Source organism: Candidatus Accumulibacter phosphatis, from assembly GCF_012939955.1.
Taxonomy (GTDB): domain Bacteria; phylum Pseudomonadota; class Gammaproteobacteria; order Burkholderiales; family Rhodocyclaceae; genus Accumulibacter; species Accumulibacter delftensis.
On record NZ_SPMY01000005.1, the window covers coordinates 115,702 to 135,650 of the forward strand.

17 protein-coding genes and 2 pseudogenes are annotated in these 19,949 nt (G+C 60.7%); 10 read left to right on the top strand and 9 right to left on the bottom strand.

Annotated features, from left to right (window positions below; genetic code table 11):
* Positions 1 to 52: 52 nt before the first annotated feature.
* On the top strand, positions 53 to 199 hold the full coding sequence (locus tag E4Q23_RS01865; protein WP_169065053.1) for a hypothetical protein: 147 nt from the start codon (positions 53 to 55) through the stop codon (positions 197 to 199).
* A gap of 102 nt (positions 200 to 301) precedes the next feature.
* Here E4Q23_RS01865 and glgB read toward each other — a convergent pair whose 3' ends face one another.
* Both glgB and E4Q23_RS01875 read right to left on the bottom strand, forming a co-directional pair.
* Positions 302 to 2,236, bottom strand: a complete 1,935-nt coding sequence (glgB, locus tag E4Q23_RS01870) for a 1,4-alpha-glucan branching protein GlgB (protein ID WP_169065054.1) — start codon at positions 2,234 to 2,236, stop codon at positions 302 to 304.
* The gene (locus E4Q23_RS01875; protein ID WP_169065055.1) at positions 2,233 to 3,159 is read right to left on the bottom strand and encodes a mechanosensitive ion channel family protein; all 927 of its coding nucleotides are present in this window, start codon (positions 3,157 to 3,159) and stop codon (positions 2,233 to 2,235) included. Before E4Q23_RS01875 ends, glgB begins: the two co-directional genes overlap by 4 nt.
* Positions 3,160 to 3,266: 107 nt before the next feature.
* Between E4Q23_RS01875 and E4Q23_RS01880 the strand changes: the two genes are divergently transcribed.
* A complete protein-coding gene (locus E4Q23_RS01880) occupies positions 3,267 to 3,797 on the top strand; it encodes a MarR family winged helix-turn-helix transcriptional regulator (protein ID WP_169065056.1) in 531 nt (176 codons plus the stop codon).
* A 77-nt stretch (positions 3,798 to 3,874) separates the two neighbouring features.
* On the opposite strand, the gene E4Q23_RS01885 is transcribed toward E4Q23_RS01880, so the two are convergent.
* Positions 3,875 to 4,513, bottom strand: coding sequence for a histidine phosphatase family protein (locus E4Q23_RS01885; protein WP_169065057.1), 639 nt, complete (start codon positions 4,511 to 4,513; stop codon positions 3,875 to 3,877).
* A 310-nt stretch (positions 4,514 to 4,823) separates the two neighbouring features.
* Here E4Q23_RS01885 and E4Q23_RS01890 point away from each other — a divergent pair, with 310 nt between their 5' ends.
* From E4Q23_RS01890 to E4Q23_RS01915, 6 genes are all read left to right on the top strand, one after another.
* Entirely contained in the window at positions 4,824 to 6,707 is a 1,884-nt protein-coding gene (locus E4Q23_RS01890; RefSeq protein WP_169065058.1) for an MFS transporter, read from the top strand.
* Positions 6,708 to 6,851: 144 nt separating this feature from the next.
* A complete protein-coding gene (ubiA, locus tag E4Q23_RS01895; protein ID WP_248595188.1) occupies positions 6,852 to 7,757 on the top strand; it encodes a 4-hydroxybenzoate octaprenyltransferase in 906 nt (301 codons plus the stop codon).
* Positions 7,754 to 8,191, top strand: a complete 438-nt coding sequence (locus tag E4Q23_RS01900; RefSeq protein WP_211203587.1) for a cytochrome C — start codon at positions 7,754 to 7,756, stop codon at positions 8,189 to 8,191. The genes ubiA and E4Q23_RS01900 overlap by 4 nt, the downstream gene beginning before the upstream one ends.
* Positions 8,192 to 8,410: 219 nt before the next feature.
* The gene (locus E4Q23_RS01905) at positions 8,411 to 9,292 is read left to right on the top strand and encodes a PEP-CTERM sorting domain-containing protein (protein ID WP_169065059.1); all 882 of its coding nucleotides are present in this window, start codon (positions 8,411 to 8,413) and stop codon (positions 9,290 to 9,292) included.
* 355 nt (positions 9,293 to 9,647) lie between these two features.
* On the top strand, positions 9,648 to 11,111 hold the full coding sequence (gene ubiD, locus E4Q23_RS01910; protein WP_169065060.1) for a 4-hydroxy-3-polyprenylbenzoate decarboxylase: 1,464 nt from the start codon (positions 9,648 to 9,650) through the stop codon (positions 11,109 to 11,111).
* A 96-nt stretch (positions 11,112 to 11,207) separates the two neighbouring features.
* Positions 11,208 to 11,609, top strand: coding sequence for a DUF4870 family protein (locus tag E4Q23_RS01915; protein ID WP_169065061.1), 402 nt, complete (start codon positions 11,208 to 11,210; stop codon positions 11,607 to 11,609).
* Positions 11,610 to 11,661: 52 nt separating this feature from the next.
* Here E4Q23_RS01915 and dacB read toward each other — a convergent pair whose 3' ends face one another.
* The 3 genes and pseudogenes from dacB to E4Q23_RS01930 all read right to left on the bottom strand — a co-directional run.
* Complete coding sequence (dacB, locus tag E4Q23_RS01920) at positions 11,662 to 13,086, bottom strand: D-alanyl-D-alanine carboxypeptidase/D-alanyl-D-alanine endopeptidase (protein ID WP_169065062.1); 1,425 nt, start codon at positions 13,084 to 13,086, stop codon at positions 11,662 to 11,664.
* A 47-nt stretch (positions 13,087 to 13,133) separates the two neighbouring features.
* Positions 13,134 to 14,621, bottom strand: a complete 1,488-nt coding sequence (locus E4Q23_RS01925) for a CYTH and CHAD domain-containing protein (protein ID WP_169065063.1) — start codon at positions 14,619 to 14,621, stop codon at positions 13,134 to 13,136.
* A gap of 42 nt (positions 14,622 to 14,663) precedes the next feature.
* A pseudogene (locus E4Q23_RS01930) lies at positions 14,664 to 14,986 on the bottom strand (Crp/Fnr family transcriptional regulator); the annotation flags it as partial.
* A gap of 170 nt (positions 14,987 to 15,156) precedes the next feature.
* On the opposite strand from E4Q23_RS01930, the pseudogene E4Q23_RS01935 reads away from it, so the two are divergent.
* Positions 15,157 to 15,802 (top strand): annotated as a pseudogene (locus E4Q23_RS01935) (ISAs1 family transposase).
* 176 nt (positions 15,803 to 15,978) lie between these two features.
* On the opposite strand, the gene E4Q23_RS01940 reads toward E4Q23_RS01935, so the two are convergent.
* Both E4Q23_RS01940 and E4Q23_RS01945 read right to left on the bottom strand, forming a co-directional pair.
* Positions 15,979 to 16,854 (bottom strand): hypothetical protein, encoded by an 876-nt coding sequence (locus tag E4Q23_RS01940; protein ID WP_169065065.1) that lies wholly within the window; start codon positions 16,852 to 16,854, stop codon positions 15,979 to 15,981.
* Positions 16,855 to 16,922: 68 nt separating this feature from the next.
* Positions 16,923 to 17,351: a hypothetical protein gene (locus tag E4Q23_RS01945; RefSeq protein WP_169065066.1), complete on the bottom strand. Its 429-nt coding sequence runs from the start codon at positions 17,349 to 17,351 to the stop codon at positions 16,923 to 16,925.
* A gap of 637 nt (positions 17,352 to 17,988) precedes the next feature.
* Between E4Q23_RS01945 and E4Q23_RS01950 the strand changes: the two genes are divergently transcribed.
* Positions 17,989 to 18,510, top strand: coding sequence for a hypothetical protein (locus E4Q23_RS01950; protein ID WP_336511586.1), 522 nt, complete (start codon positions 17,989 to 17,991; stop codon positions 18,508 to 18,510).
* Positions 18,511 to 19,088: 578 nt separating this feature from the next.
* Here the strand turns inward: E4Q23_RS01950 and E4Q23_RS01955 are convergent.
* Positions 19,089 to 19,535: a hypothetical protein gene (locus E4Q23_RS01955; RefSeq protein ID WP_169065067.1), complete on the bottom strand. Its 447-nt coding sequence runs from the start codon at positions 19,533 to 19,535 to the stop codon at positions 19,089 to 19,091.
* Between the last annotated feature and the right edge of the window lie 414 nt (positions 19,536 to 19,949).

Below are 19,949 nucleotides of genomic sequence, written 5' to 3' on the forward strand. Positions count from 1 at the left end.
CCACTCAAGGGAAGTCGTCAAAGTTAGGCTTCTGGTCGCAACGAGAAAGCCGTTGTCAGCAAGTGTCTCTACCGCCTGGCGAGGCGAACCGGCTGCAAGCCGGTACGGCCAGGGGCTGCTCTATCCGGCCGGGCCGACCGTTTTGCAGGATCAGGCGGGCGACGGTTGGCAGGGCGCCATTGGTGATCACACCATGTAGCAGCCAAGCATGACGGGATTGTCGAGCGCAGGCAAGAGGGATGCACGACCGCAGCTCTGGCCCGGATTCCTCCTGGCGTGTACAGGGCGAAAACGTCATCGCTCATGAAAGGGATTGGTTCTCGGGGATCGGCTTGAAGACCAGCACTGCCAGCGGCGGCACGGTCAGCGACAGGGAATGGCAATAGCCGTGCGCGGCCTGCGGAGAGGCCTCGACCTGACCAAGATTACCCATGCCACTGCCACCATAGAGGGGGGCGTCGCTGTTCAGCACCTCCCGCCACTGGCCGCCGCGCGGCGCGCCGACGACGTAGTCGTGGCGCGGTACCGGTGTAAAGTTACAGACCACCAGCATGGTGTCGTCGCGGTGCTTGCCGTAGCGCAGGAAGCTGATGACGCTTTCCTCCCAGTTCTGGGCATCGATCCAGGCGAAGCCGTCGCTGTTGAAATCCCGCTCATGCAGCGCTTTTTCCTGGCGATAGACACGATTGAGGTCTTTGACCCAGGACTGCACGCCTGCGTGCAGCGGGTATTGCAGGATGTGCCATTCGAGGCTTTCCTCATGCTGCCACTCGCGTCGCTGGCCGATTTCGCCGCCCATGAACAGCAGCTTCTTGCCGGGATGGGTCCACATCAGGCCATAGAGCAAGCGCAGATTGGCGAACTGCTGCCACTCGTCGCCCGGCATCTTGCCGATCAGCGCGCCCTTGCCGTGCACCACTTCGTCGTGCGACAGGGGCAGGACGAAATTTTCGGTGAACGCGTACCAGATCGTGAACGTCAGCTTGTCGTGCTGGTATTTGCGGAACAGCGGCTGCAGCTGGAAATACTTCAGGGTGTCGTTCATCCAGCCCATGTTCCATTTCATGCCAAAACCCAGGCCACCCATATAGGTCGGGCGCGAAACCAGCGGCCAGGCGGTGGACTCTTCGGCCATCGTCTGCACGTCCGGATGGTCGCGATAGACGGCTTCGTTGAGGCTGCGCAGAAAACTCATCGACTCGAGGTTTTCGCGGCCGCCGTGTTCGTTCGGGATCCATTCGCCTTCCTCGCGCCCGTAGTCGAGGTAAAGCATCGAGGCGACGGCATCGACGCGCAAGCCGTCGATATGGTACTTGTCGAGCCAGAAGAGCGCGCTGGACATCAGGAAGCCGCGCACTTCATTGCGCCCGAGGTTGAAGATCGAACTTTTCCAGTCCGGGTGGAAGCCCTGCCGCGGGTCCTCGTGCTCGTACAGGCAGGTGCCGTCGAAGTTGGCCAGCCCATGGCCATCGGCGGGAAAGTGCGAGGGCACCCAGTCGAGGATGACGCCGATCCCGGCCTGATGCAGGGTGTCGATCAGCAACATCAGATCTTCCGGTGTCCCGTAGCGGGCTGTCGGCGCGAAATAGCCAGTCGTCTGATAGCCCCATGAGCCATAGAAGGGATGCTCCATCACCGGCATCAGCTCGACGTGGGTGAAGCCCATTTCCTGGACGTAGGCGGTCAACTGATGAGCCATTTCACGGTAGCTCAGCGAGCGGTTGCCGTCCTCGGGAATGCGCCGCCAGGAACCGAGATGCACTTCGTAGATCGACAGCGGCGCATCGAGGGCATTGATCGCCCGGCGCTTGGCCATCCATTCGCTGTCGCTCCAGTTGTAGTCGAGGGTGCACAGGCGCGAAGCGCTGCGCGGCGGCTCCTCGGATTGACGGGCAAAGGGATCGGCTTTCTCCTGCGTACCGTGCCGGCTGCTGATCTGGAACTTGTAGCTGTCGCCCAGCGCCGGTCCGGCGATGAAACCCTCCCAGATGCCCGAGTGATCGGGGCGACTAAGAAGGTAGTGACTGCCGGCCTGAAAATTGTTGAAGTCGCCGACCACCGACACTTTCTCGGCATTGGGCGCCCAGACGCTGAACTGGAAGCCGCGTTGGCCCCCCTTTTCCGTGGCGTGCGCGCCGAAGCGGTCGTAGAGCCGGGTGTGCTTGCCCTCGCGAAAGAGGTAAATGTCCTGTTCGCTGAACAGGCTGTGTGCAACGACGGATTTTGTGACTTTCATTGCGTACCTCCGGGGTGTTGCGTGGCACCGTCCATCGACAGATACAGGGGTGGGCCTGAGCCGTCCTTGGCCTGTCCGGGATAGACGGTGAGATGCGGATAGGGAATCTCGATGGCGGCAGCATCGAAAGCGTCTTTGAGGCGGCGCAGATATTCGCGGCGAACGGTCCACTGTTCGATGGCCACGACCTTGAAGCGGCAGCGCAGGATCACCGCCGAATCGCCCCAGGACTCGACGCCGACGATCTCGATGTCGTCAAGGATCTTGGTCGCGAAAGCAGGGTCTGCGCGCAACTCGGTGCCGACGCTACGCATCACCGCGAGCGCCTGATCGACGCTTTCGCGATAGGCGACGCCGACGTCGACCACCGCCTGCGCGAAGCCGCGGGTCATGCTGGTAACGGTGCTGATGCTGCCGTTCGGAACGAAGTGCACGTGGCCATCGTAGTTGCGCATGCGCACATAGCGCAAAGTAATTTCCTCGACCATGCCGCTCTTGCCGCCCGCTTCGACGACATCGCCCAGGCGGATCTGGTTCTCGAGCAGCAGGAAGAAGCCCGAAAAGTAATCCTTGACCAGACTCTGCGCGCCAAAACCGACGGCGACGCCGACAACACCGGCAGCGCCGAGGATCGGGGCAACGGAAACACCCAGTTCGGCCAGCACCAGGACGCTGGCGACCAGCGAAATGATCACCGACACGGCGTAGCGGAAGACGCGGCCCAGGGTCTCCGCTCGCTGTACCTCTTCGCTATCGCGAATGCTGCGGCTGATGTAGATACGGAAGGTTCGGATCAGCTTGTGTGAAAAAGCCATCGCCAGCCAGGCGAGCACGAAGATCAGGCTGATGCGCAAGGTCGAGGTTATCGTCGGCGAGAGTTGCTGGCCGACGGAAAGAATTTGTTCGAGGATTGCTTTGTCCATGTAGCTCCGGGTTGACAAGCGTCAGGGGAAAATTTCGCTTGTACAAATAGTGTGAGCAGAATAGTATTGCACAAAATCAATTCTCTGGCAACGCAAGGGTTCGCACAATGACTCACACAAGCAAGGATGGTTCGCCGGAGCAGGCCGCAGATCGGCAGGCCCCGGACGGGGCCGCTACGATCCGCGAGGGCGCGGACGACACCTTCGGCAAGCTGTTGGAACTGGTGCGCTCGGTTCAGAATGGCATGCAGAACATCGACGACCGGCACGGCCTGAGTGGTTCGCAGCTGTGGGCACTGTGGCAAATTTCGGCCCGCCCCGGCTTGCGTGTCTCGCAGCTCGCCAGCGCGCTGCATATCAAGCCTTCTACCGCCAGCAACCTGCTCGACAAGCTCGAACTGCGCCAGTTGGTCCGCCGCGAAAGGCGCGATACCGACAACCGCGTCGTCCGTCTGCATCTCACGGATGCCGGCGTCGACGTCGTCAAGGATATTCCTGGCCCGATGCAGGGCCGGCTGCGCGGTGCTCTGGGAAAAATGCCGCAACCCGGGCTCGGGAATCTGCGGCAGGGGATTTCGTCGCTGCTGGAGCTGATGGACGAGTCAACGCGTCACGGCGCGGTGCAGCCGAAAGCATGAACGATTGAATGTTGGCATGCGGCCGGCACTTCTTTTTGGCCGGCGGCGGCACTATCGGTGTTGTTTCTTCTGCGCAGCTACGGTAATTCGTCAAGCCCGACCATCGCCAGATGGTCGGTCACGCCCCACGCTTCCATGCGCCAGCTGTCGCCCGTGGCGCTTACCCAGTTGATACCGGCGTTGGGAATCAGGAAATCGCGCGGCTGGCGCAAGGAAGTGCCGCGCACCAGGCGGTTGACGATGTCCAGCACGCCGCCGTGCGTCACCACCGCGATCGTCTGGCCACGGTGCTCGTCGACCAGGCGCCGTAAACCGGTGCTGACCCGCAGGTGCAGTTGCTGCAGACTCTCGCCGCCGTACGGAATCACGAAATCCGGCACCCGCTCTTCGAACAGGGAATACACGTCCGGGTAGCGGCTTCGCGACTGCTCGTAGGTCAGCCCTTCGAAAAGCCCGTAGCGTCGCTCGCGAAATTCCGGCCGCAGGATCGGCGCCAGCTTCAGGACGCCCGCCAGGCCTTGCGCCGTTTGCCGCGCCCGCTGCAAGTCGCTGCTGTAGAGCGCCTCGATGGCCAGCGGCGACAGCCACCGCGCAGCGGCCTCCGCCTGCGCCAGCCCCGCCTCATTCAGGCCAACGTCGATATTCCCCTGAATTCGCTTTTCCGCGTTCCAGGATGTTTCGCCATGACGGACAAGGCAGATGCGGGTCGCTTCCATAAGATATTCATTCACGAGCAGAGTTGGCGACCGCCATCGGCCGAGGGACGATCCGGCCGTCGCCAGCGTGCAGCCTCGCTCAGCCAGATTCGCAAGAAGCAGATTCTAAGCCATTTGCAAGGACCGCTCCGCACCTCGCTAGAAATCAAAAAGCCCCCCGCCNNNCTGGCCGACGGCTAGGTGTTTGGCGTTTTTGCAGGCTTCCCGCTGCAAAAACGTCGTCGCTGCGGTCACCGTCGATCGGCGGCTACGCACTGCTTTGCTGCATCACACTCTTCGAGACGCGCGCCTTCTTTGAAAGGAAGATTGCATGAGTTCCCAGTTTGGTCTGCTCAAGGCCCGTCGCTTCGCGCCTTTCTTCGGTACGCAGTTTCTCGGCGCCTTCAACGACAACCTGTACAAGAATGCGCTGGTCGTGTTGCTCACTTTTCAGGCCGCGAGCTGGACGACGCTGACTCCCGAGGTTCTCACCAACCTCGCGGCAGGTCTCTTCATCCTGCCCTTCTTCCTCTTCTCGGCAACTGCCGGGCAGTTGGCCGACAAGTACGACAAGGCTCGTCTGGCGCGGCTGACCAAGCTGCTCGAAATCGTCATCATGGGCGTCGCACTGTCAGGCTTCATGATGCACAGTCTCGAAGTGCTGCTCCTGGCCCTGTTCCTGCTCGGTTTGCAGTCAGCGCTGTTCGGGCCGGTCAAGTACGCCATCCTGCCGCAGCACCTGCGCGAGAACGAACTGGTCGGCGGCAATGCGCTGGTCGAGTCAGGGACTTTCGTCGCCATTCTGATGGGCACCCTGGCCGGCGGCATTCTCGCCGGTGCGGCTGGTCATCCGACCTGGGTCGCTTTCGCCGGCTTGCTGGTCGCGGTCGTCGGCTATCTGTGCAGCCGCGGCATCCCGCCGGCTGCGGCGCCAGCTCCGGATCTGGTCGTCGGCCTCAACCTGTTTGTCGAGACCTGGCGCAACATCGGCTTCGCGCGCGAAAACCGCACGGTCTTTCTATCGATTCTCGGCATCTCCTGGTTCTGGCTGTACGGTGCGCTGTTCCTGGCGCAGTTCCCGGTGTATTCGAAGAGCGTCCTCGGCGGTGACGAGACGACCGTGACCCTGTTGTTGTCAGTGTTCACCGTCGGTATCGGACTGGGCTCGCTGCTCTGTGATCGGCTCTCGGCCGGGCACGTCGAGATTGGCCTGGTGCCTTTCGGTTCCATCGGCCTGACCATTTTCGGTCTCGACCTGGCTTTTGCGTCGCCCGCTGTGCTGCCCACTGGCGCGCCACTGGCGCTTGCCGGAGTTCTCGCCATGCACGAGACATGGCGGGTGCTTTTCGACCTTTTCGCGCTCGGCGTCTTCGGGGGCTTTTTCATCGTGCCGCTGTATGCGCTGATCCAGGTGCGCAGCGCCGCGGAACAGCGGGCGCGAATCATCGCCGCCAACAATATCCTCAACGCGCTGTTCATGGTCTGCGGCGCGCTGGCTGCTGCCGGACTGCTTGGCAACGGCATCTCGATTCCGGCGCTGTTCGCTATCGCCGCGCTGTGCAATGCGGCGGTGGCGGTCTACATCTATAGCCTGGTGCCCGAGTTCATGCTGCGTTTCATCGCCTGGTTGTTGATCCACTCGGTGTACCGCATGCAGCAGAAAGGGCTGGAAAACATCCCGCAAGAAGGGCCGGCGGTGCTGGTCTGCAACCACGTCAGCTTCGTCGATCCGATCGTCATTGCCGCTGCCAGCCGGCGGCCGATCCGCTTCGTGATGGATTATCGTATCTACCGTCTGCCGGTGATCAACTTCATCTTTCGCCACATGAACACCATCCCGATTGCTCCCGCGCGCGAAGATCAAGTGATGATGGAGGCCGCTTTCGAGGAAGTCGCGCGGGCCCTCGAAGACGGTGAGCTGGTGGCTATCTTCCCGGAAGGGCGGATTACCGACAGCGGCGACCTCAACCCCTTCCGATCGGGCGTGCAGCGGATCGTCGGACGCACGCCGGTGAGCGTGATTCCGATGGCCTTGCAAGGCCTGTGGGGTAGCTTCTTCAGTCGCAAGGGGGGGCCGGCAATGAGCAAGCCGCGGCGTTTGCTGGGGCTATTTTCCAGGATTACGCTGAACGTTGGCGGGGCGGTCGAGCCCGCGGCAGCGACGCCCGAGCATTTGCGCGAGATTGTCGCCGGCCTGCGTGGTGACTGGCAGTAAGCCCTGGCACGCCGCTGGCGTCGGCGGTCGGCTATTTCGCGTCTCGGCGATACCGGGAGGCGTGATCAGAAGCCTGCCTGCAGGTGGAGGGGACGGTCATGGCTTTCATCATCAGGGGTGTCTCGACAGGTGATGACCGTTAGAATGAGCGCCATGCGATTTTCCGGCCAACAACTGCGTGAGCGACTCGATCTTTACGAGCGCCTGATGCGCCTCGACAAGCCGATCGGCATTCTGCTGCTGCTCTGGCCGACGCTGTGGGGGTTGTGGCTGTCGGCGCTAGGTAGGCCGGACTGGCGGGTGCTCTGGATTTTCGTCCTCGGGACGGTGTTGATGCGTTCGGCCGGCTGCGTGATCAACGACCTGGCCGATCGCAACTTCGACCCGCACGTCGCGCGTACCAGTCAGCGGCCGCTGGCTGCTGGCCAGGTGTCGGTCAGGGAGGCTTTGCTGCTTTTTTGCGCGCTGGTCGGCTGTGCCGTCCTTATCGTCGTGCCGCTGCGTAGCTGGCTGCTCGCCGCACTGTGCATCGCGGCGCTGTTTCTTGCCGCCAGCTATCCTTTCACCAAACGCTTCCTGGCCATTCCACAGGCCTACCTTGGCCTTGCTTTCGGCTTCGGAATTCCGATGGCCTATGCGGCACAGCTCGGAACGGTGCCCGCGGAAGCGTGGTGGTTGTTGCTGGCCAACGTCTTCTGGGCGATTGCTTACGATACGGAATACGCCATGGTCGATCGTGCCGATGACCTCAAGATCGGCATTCGTACTTCGGCGATTACCTTCGGTCGCTTCGACGTGGCGGCGGTGATGCTGTGCTATGCGCTGACCCTGGCCTTGATCGCCGCGGTCGGCTACGGGCTTGGCCTGGGGGTGTTTTTCTACGCCGGTCTGGTGGTGGCAGCGGCAATTTCCGCCTACCATTACACCCTGATCCGGGCGCGCAAGCCGGCGCCTTGCTTCAAGGCTTTCCTGCATAACAACTGGCTCGGGGCCAGTATTTTTGCCGGCATCGCCGTGGATTTTTTGGCCTCGAAAGGGATTTCCGGATGAAAGCTCCCCTGTTTTTCTGTTCGCTGGCGCTGCTGGTGGCGACGGTCCACGCTGCCGATGGCGACGATACCCGGCAGTTGGCGTCCTTGCCAGCGGCAGCGGAATCCACGCTACGTGCCGAGATGCGCGCCAACCTCCTGGCCTTGAACGAGATTCTTGGCCTGGTCGCCAGCGGGAAGTTCAAGGAGGCCGGCCAGATCGCGGAGCAGGAGCTTGGCGTCTCGGCAATGGGCAAGCATCGCGACCTCCCCTTTGCAGCCCGTCCCGGACCACACATGCCGCCGGCGATGCACGCTATCGGCATGGACGGGCATCGCGCGGCGAGTGAGTTTGCCCGTATCGCCGCCAGCGGCGACCGCGACAAGACCATCGCCGCGTTGCCGTCGCTGACCAGCGGCTGTGTCGCTTGTCACTACGTTTATCGTCTTCGCTAGTCAATCGCTACGCTCGTCGGCGGCGCGGTGGCACTCAGGTACATTCCGACCTACCCATCGTATCTTCGTCAAGGTCAACAATAGAGCCAAGAGGTGCTGGCCGTGGCGCTCTTTCTCAAGAGCGAGTGAACGCTTTCCGCCATGGCTGACCATGTCGAAGAAATTTACACATGGGCTCGCCGAAGCGTTGATTAAAAGAACAAAACATAAATAATTCAAATGGATGATAAATGGGGCGCATTATTTGCTTTCTTTTTACCAACGCTTGATGGAGCCCATGTTTTCTGGACGGTACAGGCACAGGCGGATCACCGATGCTTTCGCGTCAAGCAAGATCGCCACCCCGACCGACAGGAGAACCACTATGAGAACGAGCAAAAGGAGTACGGCAGCGGCAGTTGCCTTGGCTTGGGATGTGCCGTCGCACTGACATGGGCATGGCCGGCCATGGCAGCACCGGTCAGCATCCTTAACGCCAGTTTTGAAACCCAGTTTCTGCTTGAGGACACGTTCACCAACAATGTTCTCACCGATTGGTCGGACAGCACAGGCTGTGCGCCGGATTGCTTTGGCGCCTTCAACCCTGGCGTCGGCAATGTCGCGTTTCCAAGTGGCAACGTACCGAATGGCAATAACACCGCGTACATGGTGTCGCCAGGCGGTGTTCCGCTGACGCAGACGCTCAGCGCAACGCTACTGGGGAATACGACCTACACGTTGCGGGTGGCAGTGGGCAATCCGCTTGATCGGCTCAATGTGGGCTCGTTTGGATTCCAGCTTGGGCTGGTCGGATCGGCTCAGAACATCATCGACTTCACCGATCTACTCGACAATGTCACCGACGGCGGCTTCGATGAGTATTCTGCCTCGATGTTCGTGTCGAGCGCCAACCCCGACATCGGCAAAACCATGGTGCTTCGATTGATTGGGACGAACAACTCAGGCCCCGGGACGCCTTATGTGGCATTTGACAACGTGCGGCTGGATGCCGAGGCGGTGACCGCGGCCGTGCCGGAGCCCGCGAGCGTGGCGATGGTCGGTTTGGCTCTTCTCGGTCTGGGCGCGACGCGGCGAAAGCATGCCCGATCAGTTGGCGCATAGCTGGGCGGCGTTAGCGTACTCGCCGGGCACTGGCCTGGGCCGCTAGTTGCTGCGCTGTTCCGCTTCGTCGAAAGACATCGGTTGGGCACGGTCCTTGGCCGCATCCAACGCCGCTAGAAGCTGCTGCTATCGCTAGCGGACGGATGCTCCCGTACGCCCCGATGGCAGGCGCCTTGGCGGTGGCCTTGCGGGCCGGGCAGACTTCGTTGCCGATGCGCCTGCCAGATTATAATCAGGCGTTGAACGCCCTGGTCACTGGCTCGCGGACTCCACGGCGGGGTCGCCTGGCCGGGTCCACCTTGATGGTCGCCTTTGCGACCCTGCCGCCGGGAGGCTCCCGGCCGGACACCTGCTGATGAAATATCACGACCTGCGCGACTTCGTCGCGCAACTGGAAGGCCTCGGCGAACTCAAGCGCATTGGCGTCGAGGTTGATCCGCGCCTCGAAATGACCGAAATTTGCGATCGCGTGCTGCGTGCCGGCGGGCCGGCGCTGCTCTTCGAGAAGCCCAGGGGGCACCGCATACCGGTGTTGGCCAATCTCTTCGGTACGCCGCGGCGCGTAGCGCTGGGGATGGGGCAGGAATCGGTGCTGGCGCTGCGCGAGGTGGGCAAACTGCTGGCCTATCTCAAGGAGCCCGAGCCGCCGAAAGGACTAAGGGACGCCTGGGACAAGCTGCCGGTACTCAAGCAGGTGCTCAACATGGCTCCGCGCGTGCGTTCTTCGGCGCCGTGCCAGGAAGTGCTCTGGGAAGGCAAGGACGTCGATTTGTCGCGCCTGCCGATCCAGCTGTGCTGGCCGGGTGACGCCGCGCCGCTGATCACCTGGGGGCTGACGGTGACCCGCGGGCCGCACAAGATGCGCCAGAACCTCGGCATCTATCGCCAGCAGGTGCTCGCTCCGAACAAGGTGATCATGCGCTGGCTGGCACATCGTGGCGGCGCCCTCGATTTTCGCGAGCACTGCCTGCAGTACCCCGGCCAGCCGTTTCCGGTGGCGGTGGCGCTGGGCGCCGATCCGGCAACGATTCTGGCGGCGGTGACGCCGGTGCCGGACAGTCTCTCCGAATATCAGTTTGCCGGTCTGCTGCGTGGCGCCAAGACCGAGTTGGTGAAATGCCTCGGTTCCGATCTGCAGGTGCCGGCTTCGGCCGAGATCGTCCTCGAAGGTTATATCGATCCCGCAGAGACTGCACTCGAAGGGCCGTATGGCGACCACACCGGCTACTACAACGAAAAGTCGCTGTTCCCGGTGTTCACCATCGAGCGTATCAGCATGCGCCGCGAGCCGATCTACCACAGCACCTACACCGGCAAGCCGCCCGACGAACCGGCGATGCTTGGCGTGGCGCTCAACGAGGTCTTCGTGCCGCTGTTGCAGAAGCAGTTTCCCGAGATCGTCGATTTTTATCTGCCGCCTGAAGGTTGTTCCTATCGCCTGGCGACGGTGAGCATCAGGAAGCAGTACCCGGGGCATGCCAAACGGGTGATGTTCGGCATCTGGAGTTTTCTGCGCCAGTTCATGTACACCAAGTTCATCATCGTCGTCGACGACGACGTCGATATCCGCGAGTGGAAGGAAGTGATCTGGGCGCTGACCACCCGCGTCGACGCGGCGCGCGATACACTGATTGCCGAGAACACGCCGATCGACTATCTCGACTTCGCCAGTCCGGTCGCCGGCTTGGGCAGCAAGATGGGTCTCGATGCGACCAACAAATGGCCGGGCGAAACCAGTCGCGAGTGGGGAACGCCGATCGTCATGGACGCTGCCGTCAAAGAGCGGGTCGATGCACTGTGGAGCGATCTCGGGCTATGACTGCCAATGGTTTGAGTGGCGGCCCTTGCGTGATCTCGCGCTTGGCCAATTGATGTTCGCGCGGCGCGGCAAGTGCGCTGCGTGACTGGAGAGAAAATGAGTAGTGAGCTTATCCCCGATTCCTACCTGGAAGGCGAACGCGCCTGGTGCCACGTCATCTACGCCCTGCACGCGGTGGCCGTGGTGATCGGCGTTGCCGGTGCGGCGAGTGTCGCCGGCGCTTTCGTCTTTGGCGTGCCCTCCCTGTTTGCCGTCATTCTCAACTACGTCAAGCGCGGCGATGTCCGCGGCACCTGGCTTGATAGCCATTATCGCTGGCAGATCCGGACCTTCTGGTTTACGGCGCTGTGGCTGCTGGTCTACGGCCTGCTGATCATCACCATCATTTTCATTCCGATCGCCTGGTTGTTGATTGTCGTCCTTGGCCTGTGGGTCAGCTATCGCGTCATCCGCGGCTGGCTGGCGCTGTCCGGACGAAGAGCGATCGACGACCTCTGAGCGCCACCGCCGCAAGGGCCAAGGGTCACGAGTCGCTGGCGCGACTTTCCCATTAACGGTCGGCGACCCACAGTAGCAGGGCATCCAGGGCGGCTTTGCCGAGGCGGGCATTCGGGTCGTTGATCAGGCCGACGACGATCCAGCGCTTGCCGCTGTTGTCCAGCACAAATCCGGCAATCGCTCGCACGCCTTCCAGATAGCCGGTCTTCAGGTGCGCTCGTCCAGCCGCAGAGCCATTTTTCAAGCGCTTGCGCAAAGTGCCGTCGACGCCGGCGACCGGCAGCGAGGCGATCAGTTCGGCCATCACCTGGCCTCGCCAGGCAGCGCCCAGGAGTTGCGCCAGGCCAGCGGCCGAGATGCGCGCCTGGCGTGACAGGCCGGAGCCATTGTCGATGAACAATTCGGGCAATTGCAGATCGTTGGCCAGCAGCCAGCCGGCGATCTGTCGACGCGCGCCCTCGATCGTCGCTGGCCGTTCGCTGTCCAGGGTCAGGAACAGCTGGCGCGCCATGACGTTGTTGCTGTACTTGTTGATATCGCGCACGATCTCGCCGAGCGGCGGCGACTCCTGGGAGAGAAGCATCGTGGCAGCAGCCGGCGTACGGCCTTCCAGCACACTGCCCTTGAAGCTACCACCAAGTTCCTGCCACAGCGCACGAAACAGGCTTTCGACCTGCCTATCGGCGGCCCACGGGGCCAGGTTCAGGCTGCGCTCGCCACAAGCCGCCGGAAAGCTGCCGCTGAGTTCGATGCGCAGCCCTTTGATCACTGGCGTGAGCTGTTCACGCCAGTCGCCGCAGGCGCCACGCCCGAGGCTAAGGCGATTGTCGATGCTGAGACCCGCGCTCGGCGTTTCGGCGATCACACGCACGGCGTTTCCAGCCGCGTCGGCCTGCAGGAGCAGGCGCAGGCTCTTGAAGTTCACCAGCAAGGCGTCGGGGCCGGCGTTGTAAGGCCGCAGCGGCTGTTGGTCAAACTCTCCCGGATCGTGCGCCGGCAGGGCAAAAGCGCTGCGATCGAGAATCAGGTCGCCATTGATTTCCTTCACTCCGCGCTGGCGCAACTGGCGCAGTAACAGCCAGAACTGTTCCAGCGCCAGCTTCGGGTCACCGCTGCCGCGCAGGTAGAGATTGCCGTTGAGCCGGCCGTCGCGCGGGCTGGCGTCGGCGAGTAGCTCGCTGCGCCAGGTATAGGCCGGGCCGAGCATATCGAGGGCGGCGTAGGTCGTTACCAGCTTCATCGCCGAGGCCGGGTTCATTGCCTGCTGGGCGTTATGGCTGAGCAGCGGCGGCCCGCCGTCGACCGCCTGCACGACCATGCCGACGGCGTTTGCCGGGATGCCGGCCTGCTGCAGGGCTTGGCTGACGGCGCTCGGCAAGTCGGCCGCCCGGGCCAGCGGCAGGCCGCCGAGCAGGACGGCAAGCAAGGCCACGGCGAGCGCTCTAGCGGCGCCCGGAACGAGGGAAGAGTGGGTCATCCGCTGCGCCGGCTGCAGCGCGCGAGGTGTCGAGAAAGTTCGCTCGCTCAGCCCCGGTCCCAGGGCGCCGGATGGCTGAGAAATTCGCTCAACATGGCGTCGAGCTGGCCGAAGAGGAGGTCGTTCCGCCCTGCCAGCCAGGCACGCACCAGATCACTATGATGTCCCGGAAGGGCTTCGGCCACCAGATGTTCGGCGACAGTGAAGTCGTTCATGCGGCCGAGCAGGTCGAGCAGTCCGGTCGCACTCTGCTGATAACGCTGCAGGCGGCGGGCCGGGAACAGGGGTGCAAAGAATTCGATCGCGTACCGCAGTCGTTTCAGCGCCTTGCGCAAGTCGTGGCGTGCTTCCGGATCCGACTCCTTCGTTCTGGTGGCGAGTTCGGCGACCTTCTTGGCACGTTTGTTCAGTGAGCGTGGGGCAAACACGGTCAACGCGGGCTTCTTCTTTTCCGGTAAGGCTATTGTTGCCGCGGTGAACTCGAGCAGCAGCTTCGAGTAGTCGGGTGAGGCGATTGCCGCCTGCGCCGCCTTGCGGCAGGCCGCCAACTGGATGGCCGCTTGTTTGGCCACCGCGTGGACATCGCTGTGCTCGGGAAAAGCCTTGCTGATCGGTGGCAGGACCTCGGTGAGAAAGACGTCCCAATTGCGGGTATCGCCGAGTTGCCCGGCGAGCGCACTCCAGCGCGGGTCGAAGTCACTGACGTACTCTACCGGCAGCAAGGGTTTCCAGAGTCGAATCGCCGAACGCAGACGACGGATCGAAACGCGTGCCTGATGGATGAAGCCGGGATCGTTGCTTTCACGTGCGCCGCGTTCGTTGCCCTGCAACTGCACCAGGCAGGCGACGGCGCTGCTACAGAAGACAGCGATGCTCGACATGCCCAATTGCAGCTTCGCCTCGGCGGCCCTGACCGGCGTGTTCGCTGTGTTCGCCGGGTTGGCGGCCAGGCGGTAGCCGCGCTCGGCTTTGCTGGGGGCTTCCGGGTGCAGCGGCAGGTCTTTTTGCAGGGCGATGGCCACTGCGAACAGGTCGGCAACGCTGCCTTCGAGCAGTTCGAGCTCGACTTCGCAGATCGTCTCCTGACGTCCGTCGGCGTCGATTTTTCCGCGGTCCAGAGCGACCTCGATGCGGGTTCCCTCATTTGGCGTCAGAAGCCAGCTGAGGCGTGTGAAGTCGGTGGTAAACACCGGCACCAGTTCGCTCGTCGCTGCTTCGAGAAAGCTCCGCAGCTTCGGCGTGTCAACGTGCGAAAAATCGAAGTCGCCCGGCTGGCTGGGGACCTCCCACTCGTTGCGCTGTGCCAGGCCCCCGGGTGATGGCGCTTGGCTTTTGACGGTCAGCAGCCACTCCGTGCCCTTCTTGCGATAGCGCACGGCGATGTGCTTGGCTTCAAGTCGTCGGTCGGGCGTGTCGTAGTAGGTATTGATCAGCTTCTCGCGGTGCGACGGGGTATCAGCGAGGATCGGGTGTGTCGGTAATCTTCGCGCCGCGCTGACGGGAATGCTCAGCTTGATCTCGGTTTCCAATGCCATTAATGGGGTCTCCTCGTTAAATTGTTATAGGTACGGCAGATTTCAGAGATCATAGTTGCGTAGTTCATCGACGTTGGCGATGTGGATTTTTTCGCCCGTCGACGGCGATCAGGTTTTTTTTCCGAAAGTTCGTGCAGGATTCGCGAGAAATGTTCCTGCGTCAGATTGAGACGCGAGGCGATGACGCCCTTGTTGGTCGGCAGCGTGACGGTAATCACCTGGTCACCCGTTTCACCTTCCTCGCGCAACAGGTAGCAAATGATTCGCCGGCGACCGGAATGCAGCGAATAGGACTCGACGTCGTTCATCAGTTGATGCAAGCGCATGGCCAGCCCGGCGATCATCTTGCGGCCGAGCTTGGGGTCGGCATCAGGGCCTCGACACTCGGATAGCATAGTTCCCTTCGTCATACTCGGCAATTGAAAAATCGTTAACTTTCATGGGCTTATGACAAGAGCTTGTAAACCCCTCTGAAATCAGGTCTACTCTCGTCTTTTGGGCAACCGAAATGAGTGTGACGAATGGAGCCAGCCTGATGTGCTGCTTGAGGGAAGTAGACGACCCGCGCAAACCCAGCAATGGGACGCTGCACGACTTCGTTGAGATTCTGGTGATTGCCATGGCCGCGGTACTCTCCGATTGTGACACCGTCGAAGACATCGCCTATTGGGCGTACAAGAAGGAGGATTGGCTGCGTCAGTTCCTGCCGCTCAAGAACGGCGTCGCGTCCGAGAAGACGTTTCAGAGGATCTTCCGGGCGCTGGACCCGCAGCAATTCGAGGTGGCAAGGGACCGTTGACCTGGCCGATTGGCCCAAGTGCAAGACCCTCGGTCTGGTCGACTCCCTGCGCAAGGTCGGTTATCAAGAGTCGAACTTCGAGCGGCGCTATTACATCAGCTCTCGCGAGTTGACCGCCGAACAACTTGCCCTCGCCGTGCGAGGCCATTGGGCCATAGAGAATCGACTTCACTGGGTGCTCGACGTCAGCTTCGGCGAGGATGCCAGCACCATCCGCAAGGACAACGCTCCCCAGAACCTGTCGCTCCTGAAGAAGATCGTTCTCAATCTGATTCGGCTGGATAGCACCGACCAGAAGAAAACCAGCTTGCGCCTGAAGCGCAAGGCAGCCGCCTGGGATGACGACTTCCGGGTGAAGATCATGGGCCTCATCAGGCTATGACATTCGAGTGCCGAGGCCCTCGTTTCGCCCCGCTGTCATGCATGCTGAAGGCCGCGTCGGGAATGGTGCATGGTGAATGGCTAACGCGGCGCCACACCAGTCCCCCCGTCATTGCGAGGAGGCGCAGCCGACGCGGCAATCCAGAGGTTTGGCTCTTGTTGACCGCTCGCAGCGATTCAGTGTTTGCCGCCTCCCTCACTCCGGTGCGAAAAGGCGTTGGCAACTTCTTCCATTCGCAAGATAGCCTTGGAGACCTCCTCCCCGGCCGGCTTGTCGAGATAGGAAGACTCACCGGGAATAAGCAGCAAGATCCCGGAAAGCCTGAAAAGCTCGAGTATCGTCTTGTTGGCTTCTATTTTAGAGGCAGCCGTTTCCCCAATCATACTATTGGGTATCTCGCGACGCAGAATTTCGAAGCGATACAGGGAGCGGTGCCGATAGGCATTTGCCACGTAATTATGCCAGTGTGAGCGGTAGTGCTTGGAAGCCCAATACCATGAAAAACCAAACAAGGCGTAGACCAGACCATGGTGTAGATAGCTATTCAGCATCGGTAGTAACATTTCTGGCCAATCCCCATGGGGGAGCTTGTCACTGTGCGCACTGTTGTAAACTGCGTAGGTCACGCCGCCGAGGAATATTGCCACGCACCAGCTGAACCAAAGCTGCGCCCATTCCTTATGTGACTGTGCGAGTGCATGGAAAGTATAGGGACCAGACCAGTCACTGTCCGTTTCTGGCGGGTGCCACCACTTGTCTTCCCGATCCACAATGGCCAGGCGCCAATACGATTGTATCGCCCAGAGAGTCGCCAGGAATGCTGAAATGCCAATGACTAGCAAAGCTATCAATGTCAAGTCGGGCACCTTGTCTTTGGCGTTTGACGCGGTTCCTTTGTCGGGGCCGGGCACGGCCTTGGGGAGGTTTTTGTGCGTCGCGTCGCCAACTGACGCGGAGCTTTCCGTCGGCGCGGTCGTGTTTTTTTTTTGTACCTCGCGAGTACGAAAGATCACCCAGAACCGCAATAAAAGCAATAAGTGCAGCAGAAACACTTAGGATAACTATCCGGTAAGCAACTCGGTGCGGTAGAGGCAGCTTGGCCGCTGCTCGTGCGATCTCATCATAGGTTGCCTCTTGGGCAAGCTTTACTATCTTTATTAGAGCCGCCAAGTGTTGAAAAAAAAACTGCTTTAGCCTCCTCTGCCGGAAGGCTACGTGGAACCTTTTCATTGCTCTGCCGGTTGATGGCCGCTTGCAATTCCGCGGCCTCGTCCTTCATATCAAGTTTCATCCAGTCGTAGGAAACGCAGGTCTTGAAACCGGAAGAGATGCTCTGGACTTCGTCGGCGAGTTGTAGTCCGCTTATTTTTGTTTCAACCTCGGCTTCCGGCGGCTTGAAATACGATGAGGCATGGGTTTCCAGCACGCTACAGCTTGCCACGAGTGTCTTTAGCGCATCCAATTGCCTTGCCAGCCTGTACTTCTCTTTCGCTGATTTGAGCTTATCGTCGTCCAATCGGTCATTTATGTCCTTTATCAATTTGCTCACGACGAAACTCCTTTCAATCTGCCATTAGAAGCGCCAAACCATCGGAAAAAACTTGAATGCCCCGCGCATGCCACATCCGAAGCTCTCGTCGCGTAGTCTGCACATGGCAACACACGACGACGATAAAAAATTCAGCAGCCTTGAGGATGCTTTTTTGCTCTCACATTGTAGTTACACACTGATTCAACAAGCCCGGCACGGAATCCAGATCGTGCTCACCAGTCCGCTGACCCCATGCGCCGACGACTGGATTATTTTCGGCACGACAAGCTCAGCGCTCACCTCCGTATCATTCATACGCACGCTGGCCCGCCGCCAAGGGCGTAAGGGCTGCCCTGCATAGCCTGGCGTCGAAAGCATCGACAAGTTTGAGTCAGTACAATTGGCAAGCTGCCGATAACCGCCTCCCCGGTTCCCTATAACCATTCTACGAGCACCGGATAAAAAAGCGCCAGATGGTTTTCGCGGTCTTTGGATGCGTCGTCCGATGGTCATGCCAGCCCTCTGAATGCGCCAAGCACGTCACCGCGCCTCTTTCGTGCCACCGCTCAAAATTTCGCGAACTGCGCCTGATCAGTCGGCAACGAGCAAGTTTAGTATGGGAGCGGGAAGTTAATTGACATCTGCGACTATGCCGGTGGATACTTTCAGCGCATGTCCCCTGGTTCCTTACTGCGAAGGAGAAGCTCTCATGACACAGAATCTAATCTCGATGGTTTTTAGCACCGATGATCTCGCTGCCATTCATGCTGCGGTAGCCACGCTGGAAGAGAAATTGGCCCGACTCGTTGAACTGTCGATCGACGAGAGGCGCGAACTCAATAAAATGGGCGACAAGAGCGAAGCCGCGTGCCGCCAGACGCTGGTCGTTCTCGCCCAGAATCCGCAAATTCTGCCGCCGAATTTCGATCTTGCCGAAGCCCAGCGTGACCTCGTCGCGCTCGACCAACTACGACCGTTGGCCGTGCGTATCAGGCAACTGGCCAACAAGATCGACGACAGCGAAATGGCATTGGGCAGTGATATTCTAAGTTCGGCGCTGGAAGGTTATGCCTTGGCCAAGGCAGTCGGCAAGGGCGCGGCGCTCGATGCGATGCGCGAATCGATGGCCCAACGCTACGGTCACCGGAGAAAAGCCAGCAAGGCACCCGTCAGCTAAACACTGCGCCGCTCGGCAAGGGGCGCACCGGCTGCTGCAAGCCGGCGCGCAAGCCTCAGCGCCTTGCCGGCGACGCTGCGCCGATCAGTGCTGACTCGCGCCGTGATGACTTTGCGTAATTGGCGCTCACAGCTGACCGCCCGAGAGATGAGACTCAGTCTTTGCGCCTCACAGCTGACTCTCCGAGTCATGAAGTTGAGTCTTTGGGAGTCAGCTTCGACTCTCCGAGCCATGAAGTTGAGTCTTCGAGAGTCAGCTTTGACGCTCTGAGTCATGAAATTGAGTCTTTGAGAGTCAGGCTTGACTGTCCGGGTCATGACGTTGAGTGCCGATGTGCTCGCGCCGATTGCGGCAATCCATAGTTTCAAGCCACGCTCCCCGTCGCCGGGGAGTGTGTCTGCGGAAATCTGCGTAATCTGCGGACATTAATGTTGTTTCAATCCTCGCTCCCCGTCGCCGGGGAGCGTGTCACCGGCACGCACGGCAAGGAGGGCGGGACATGCTGTTTCAATCCTCGCTCCCCGTCGCCGGGGAGCCTGTCCCATAGAGTAAGTTAGTGGTGGGAGGTTGTGTGTGAACTACTCCACGTCAGCATCATTCATGATCTTCCTGTATTTCTTCCTGATCTCCTTTGGTACGCCGGTGTGCCTCATCACCATGGCCTGCTCCCGTTCTGCGATGGCGCGCTCCGTCTCCACTGTCTTCTCATCCTTCTTGAGGATGTGCTCACCTGCCTCTATGGCTGCCTTTAGCTTCCCCAGTGTGTCATTCACTGCCTGCCTGACGACCTCATCAACAGATACCCCCGCTCTCATGGCGATGTCCTTCAATTGCTGCTCATCGCTCTCGGGGATGTTGATGCTTGACGACACCGACTCATGCTTGTCCACAACCTCAAATTCCCCAGCAAGCACCCTTGCTATGGCTTGTCGGATGAGATGTCCCATCGTCGTGTCGTTGTCAAGGGCGTACTGACGCATGAACCTGTGGTCACCCTTGTATATCCTCACCTTCATCATGCGCATCCTAACTCCTAGTCTTCAAATGGTCCACCACAACTGCCCTTAGTGCGCTGTCAAGCGTATAGCCTGCACCCGATGCGCACGCCTTGTTTCAATCCTCGCTCCCCGTCGCCGGGGAGCGTGTCATACGAGTCGTGTCATTTTCCGAGTATGAGCAGGCGTTTCAATCCTCGCTCCCCGTCGCCGGGGAGCGTGTCCTTGCTCCAAGGTCATAAGCGCCCGCCACCCTAGGTTTCAATCCTCGCTCCCCCGTCGCCGGGGGAGCGTGTCCGGCGCCCCAACCGGCAGTGGCAACAGCACCGGCACGTTTCAATCCTCGCTCCCCGTCGCCGGGGAGCGTGTCCTGATCTCGAAGCGGGATGCGTTTTCGAGGTAGCGGTTTCAATCCTCGCTCCCCGTCGCCGGGGAGCGTGTCGT

Coding starts and splice junctions, on each gene's coding strand:
- glgB (WP_169065054.1), bottom strand. CDS start 2,236: ATGAAAGTCACAAAATCCGTCGTTGCACACAGCCTGTTCAGCGAACAG.
- E4Q23_RS01875 (WP_169065055.1), bottom strand. CDS start 3,159: ATGGACAAAGCAATCCTCGAACAAATTCTTTCCGTCGGCCAGCAACTC.
- E4Q23_RS01880 (WP_169065056.1), top strand. CDS start 3,267: ATGACTCACACAAGCAAGGATGGTTCGCCGGAGCAGGCCGCAGATCGG.
- E4Q23_RS01885 (WP_169065057.1), bottom strand. CDS start 4,513: ATGGAAGCGACCCGCATCTGCCTTGTCCGTCATGGCGAAACATCCTGG.
- E4Q23_RS01890 (WP_169065058.1), top strand. CDS start 4,824: ATGAGTTCCCAGTTTGGTCTGCTCAAGGCCCGTCGCTTCGCGCCTTTC.
- ubiA (WP_248595188.1), top strand. CDS start 6,852: ATGAGCGCCATGCGATTTTCCGGCCAACAACTGCGTGAGCGACTCGAT.
- E4Q23_RS01900 (WP_211203587.1), top strand. CDS start 7,754: ATGAAAGCTCCCCTGTTTTTCTGTTCGCTGGCGCTGCTGGTGGCGACG.
- E4Q23_RS01905 (WP_169065059.1), top strand. CDS start 8,411: ATGGATGATAAATGGGGCGCATTATTTGCTTTCTTTTTACCAACGCTT.
- ubiD (WP_169065060.1), top strand. CDS start 9,648: ATGAAATATCACGACCTGCGCGACTTCGTCGCGCAACTGGAAGGCCTC.
- E4Q23_RS01915 (WP_169065061.1), top strand. CDS start 11,208: ATGAGTAGTGAGCTTATCCCCGATTCCTACCTGGAAGGCGAACGCGCC.
- dacB (WP_169065062.1), bottom strand. CDS start 13,086: ATGACCCACTCTTCCCTCGTTCCGGGCGCCGCTAGAGCGCTCGCCGTG.
- E4Q23_RS01925 (WP_169065063.1), bottom strand. CDS start 14,621: ATGGCATTGGAAACCGAGATCAAGCTGAGCATTCCCGTCAGCGCGGCG.
- E4Q23_RS01955 (WP_169065067.1), bottom strand. CDS start 19,535: ATGCGCATGATGAAGGTGAGGATATACAAGGGTGACCACAGGTTCATG.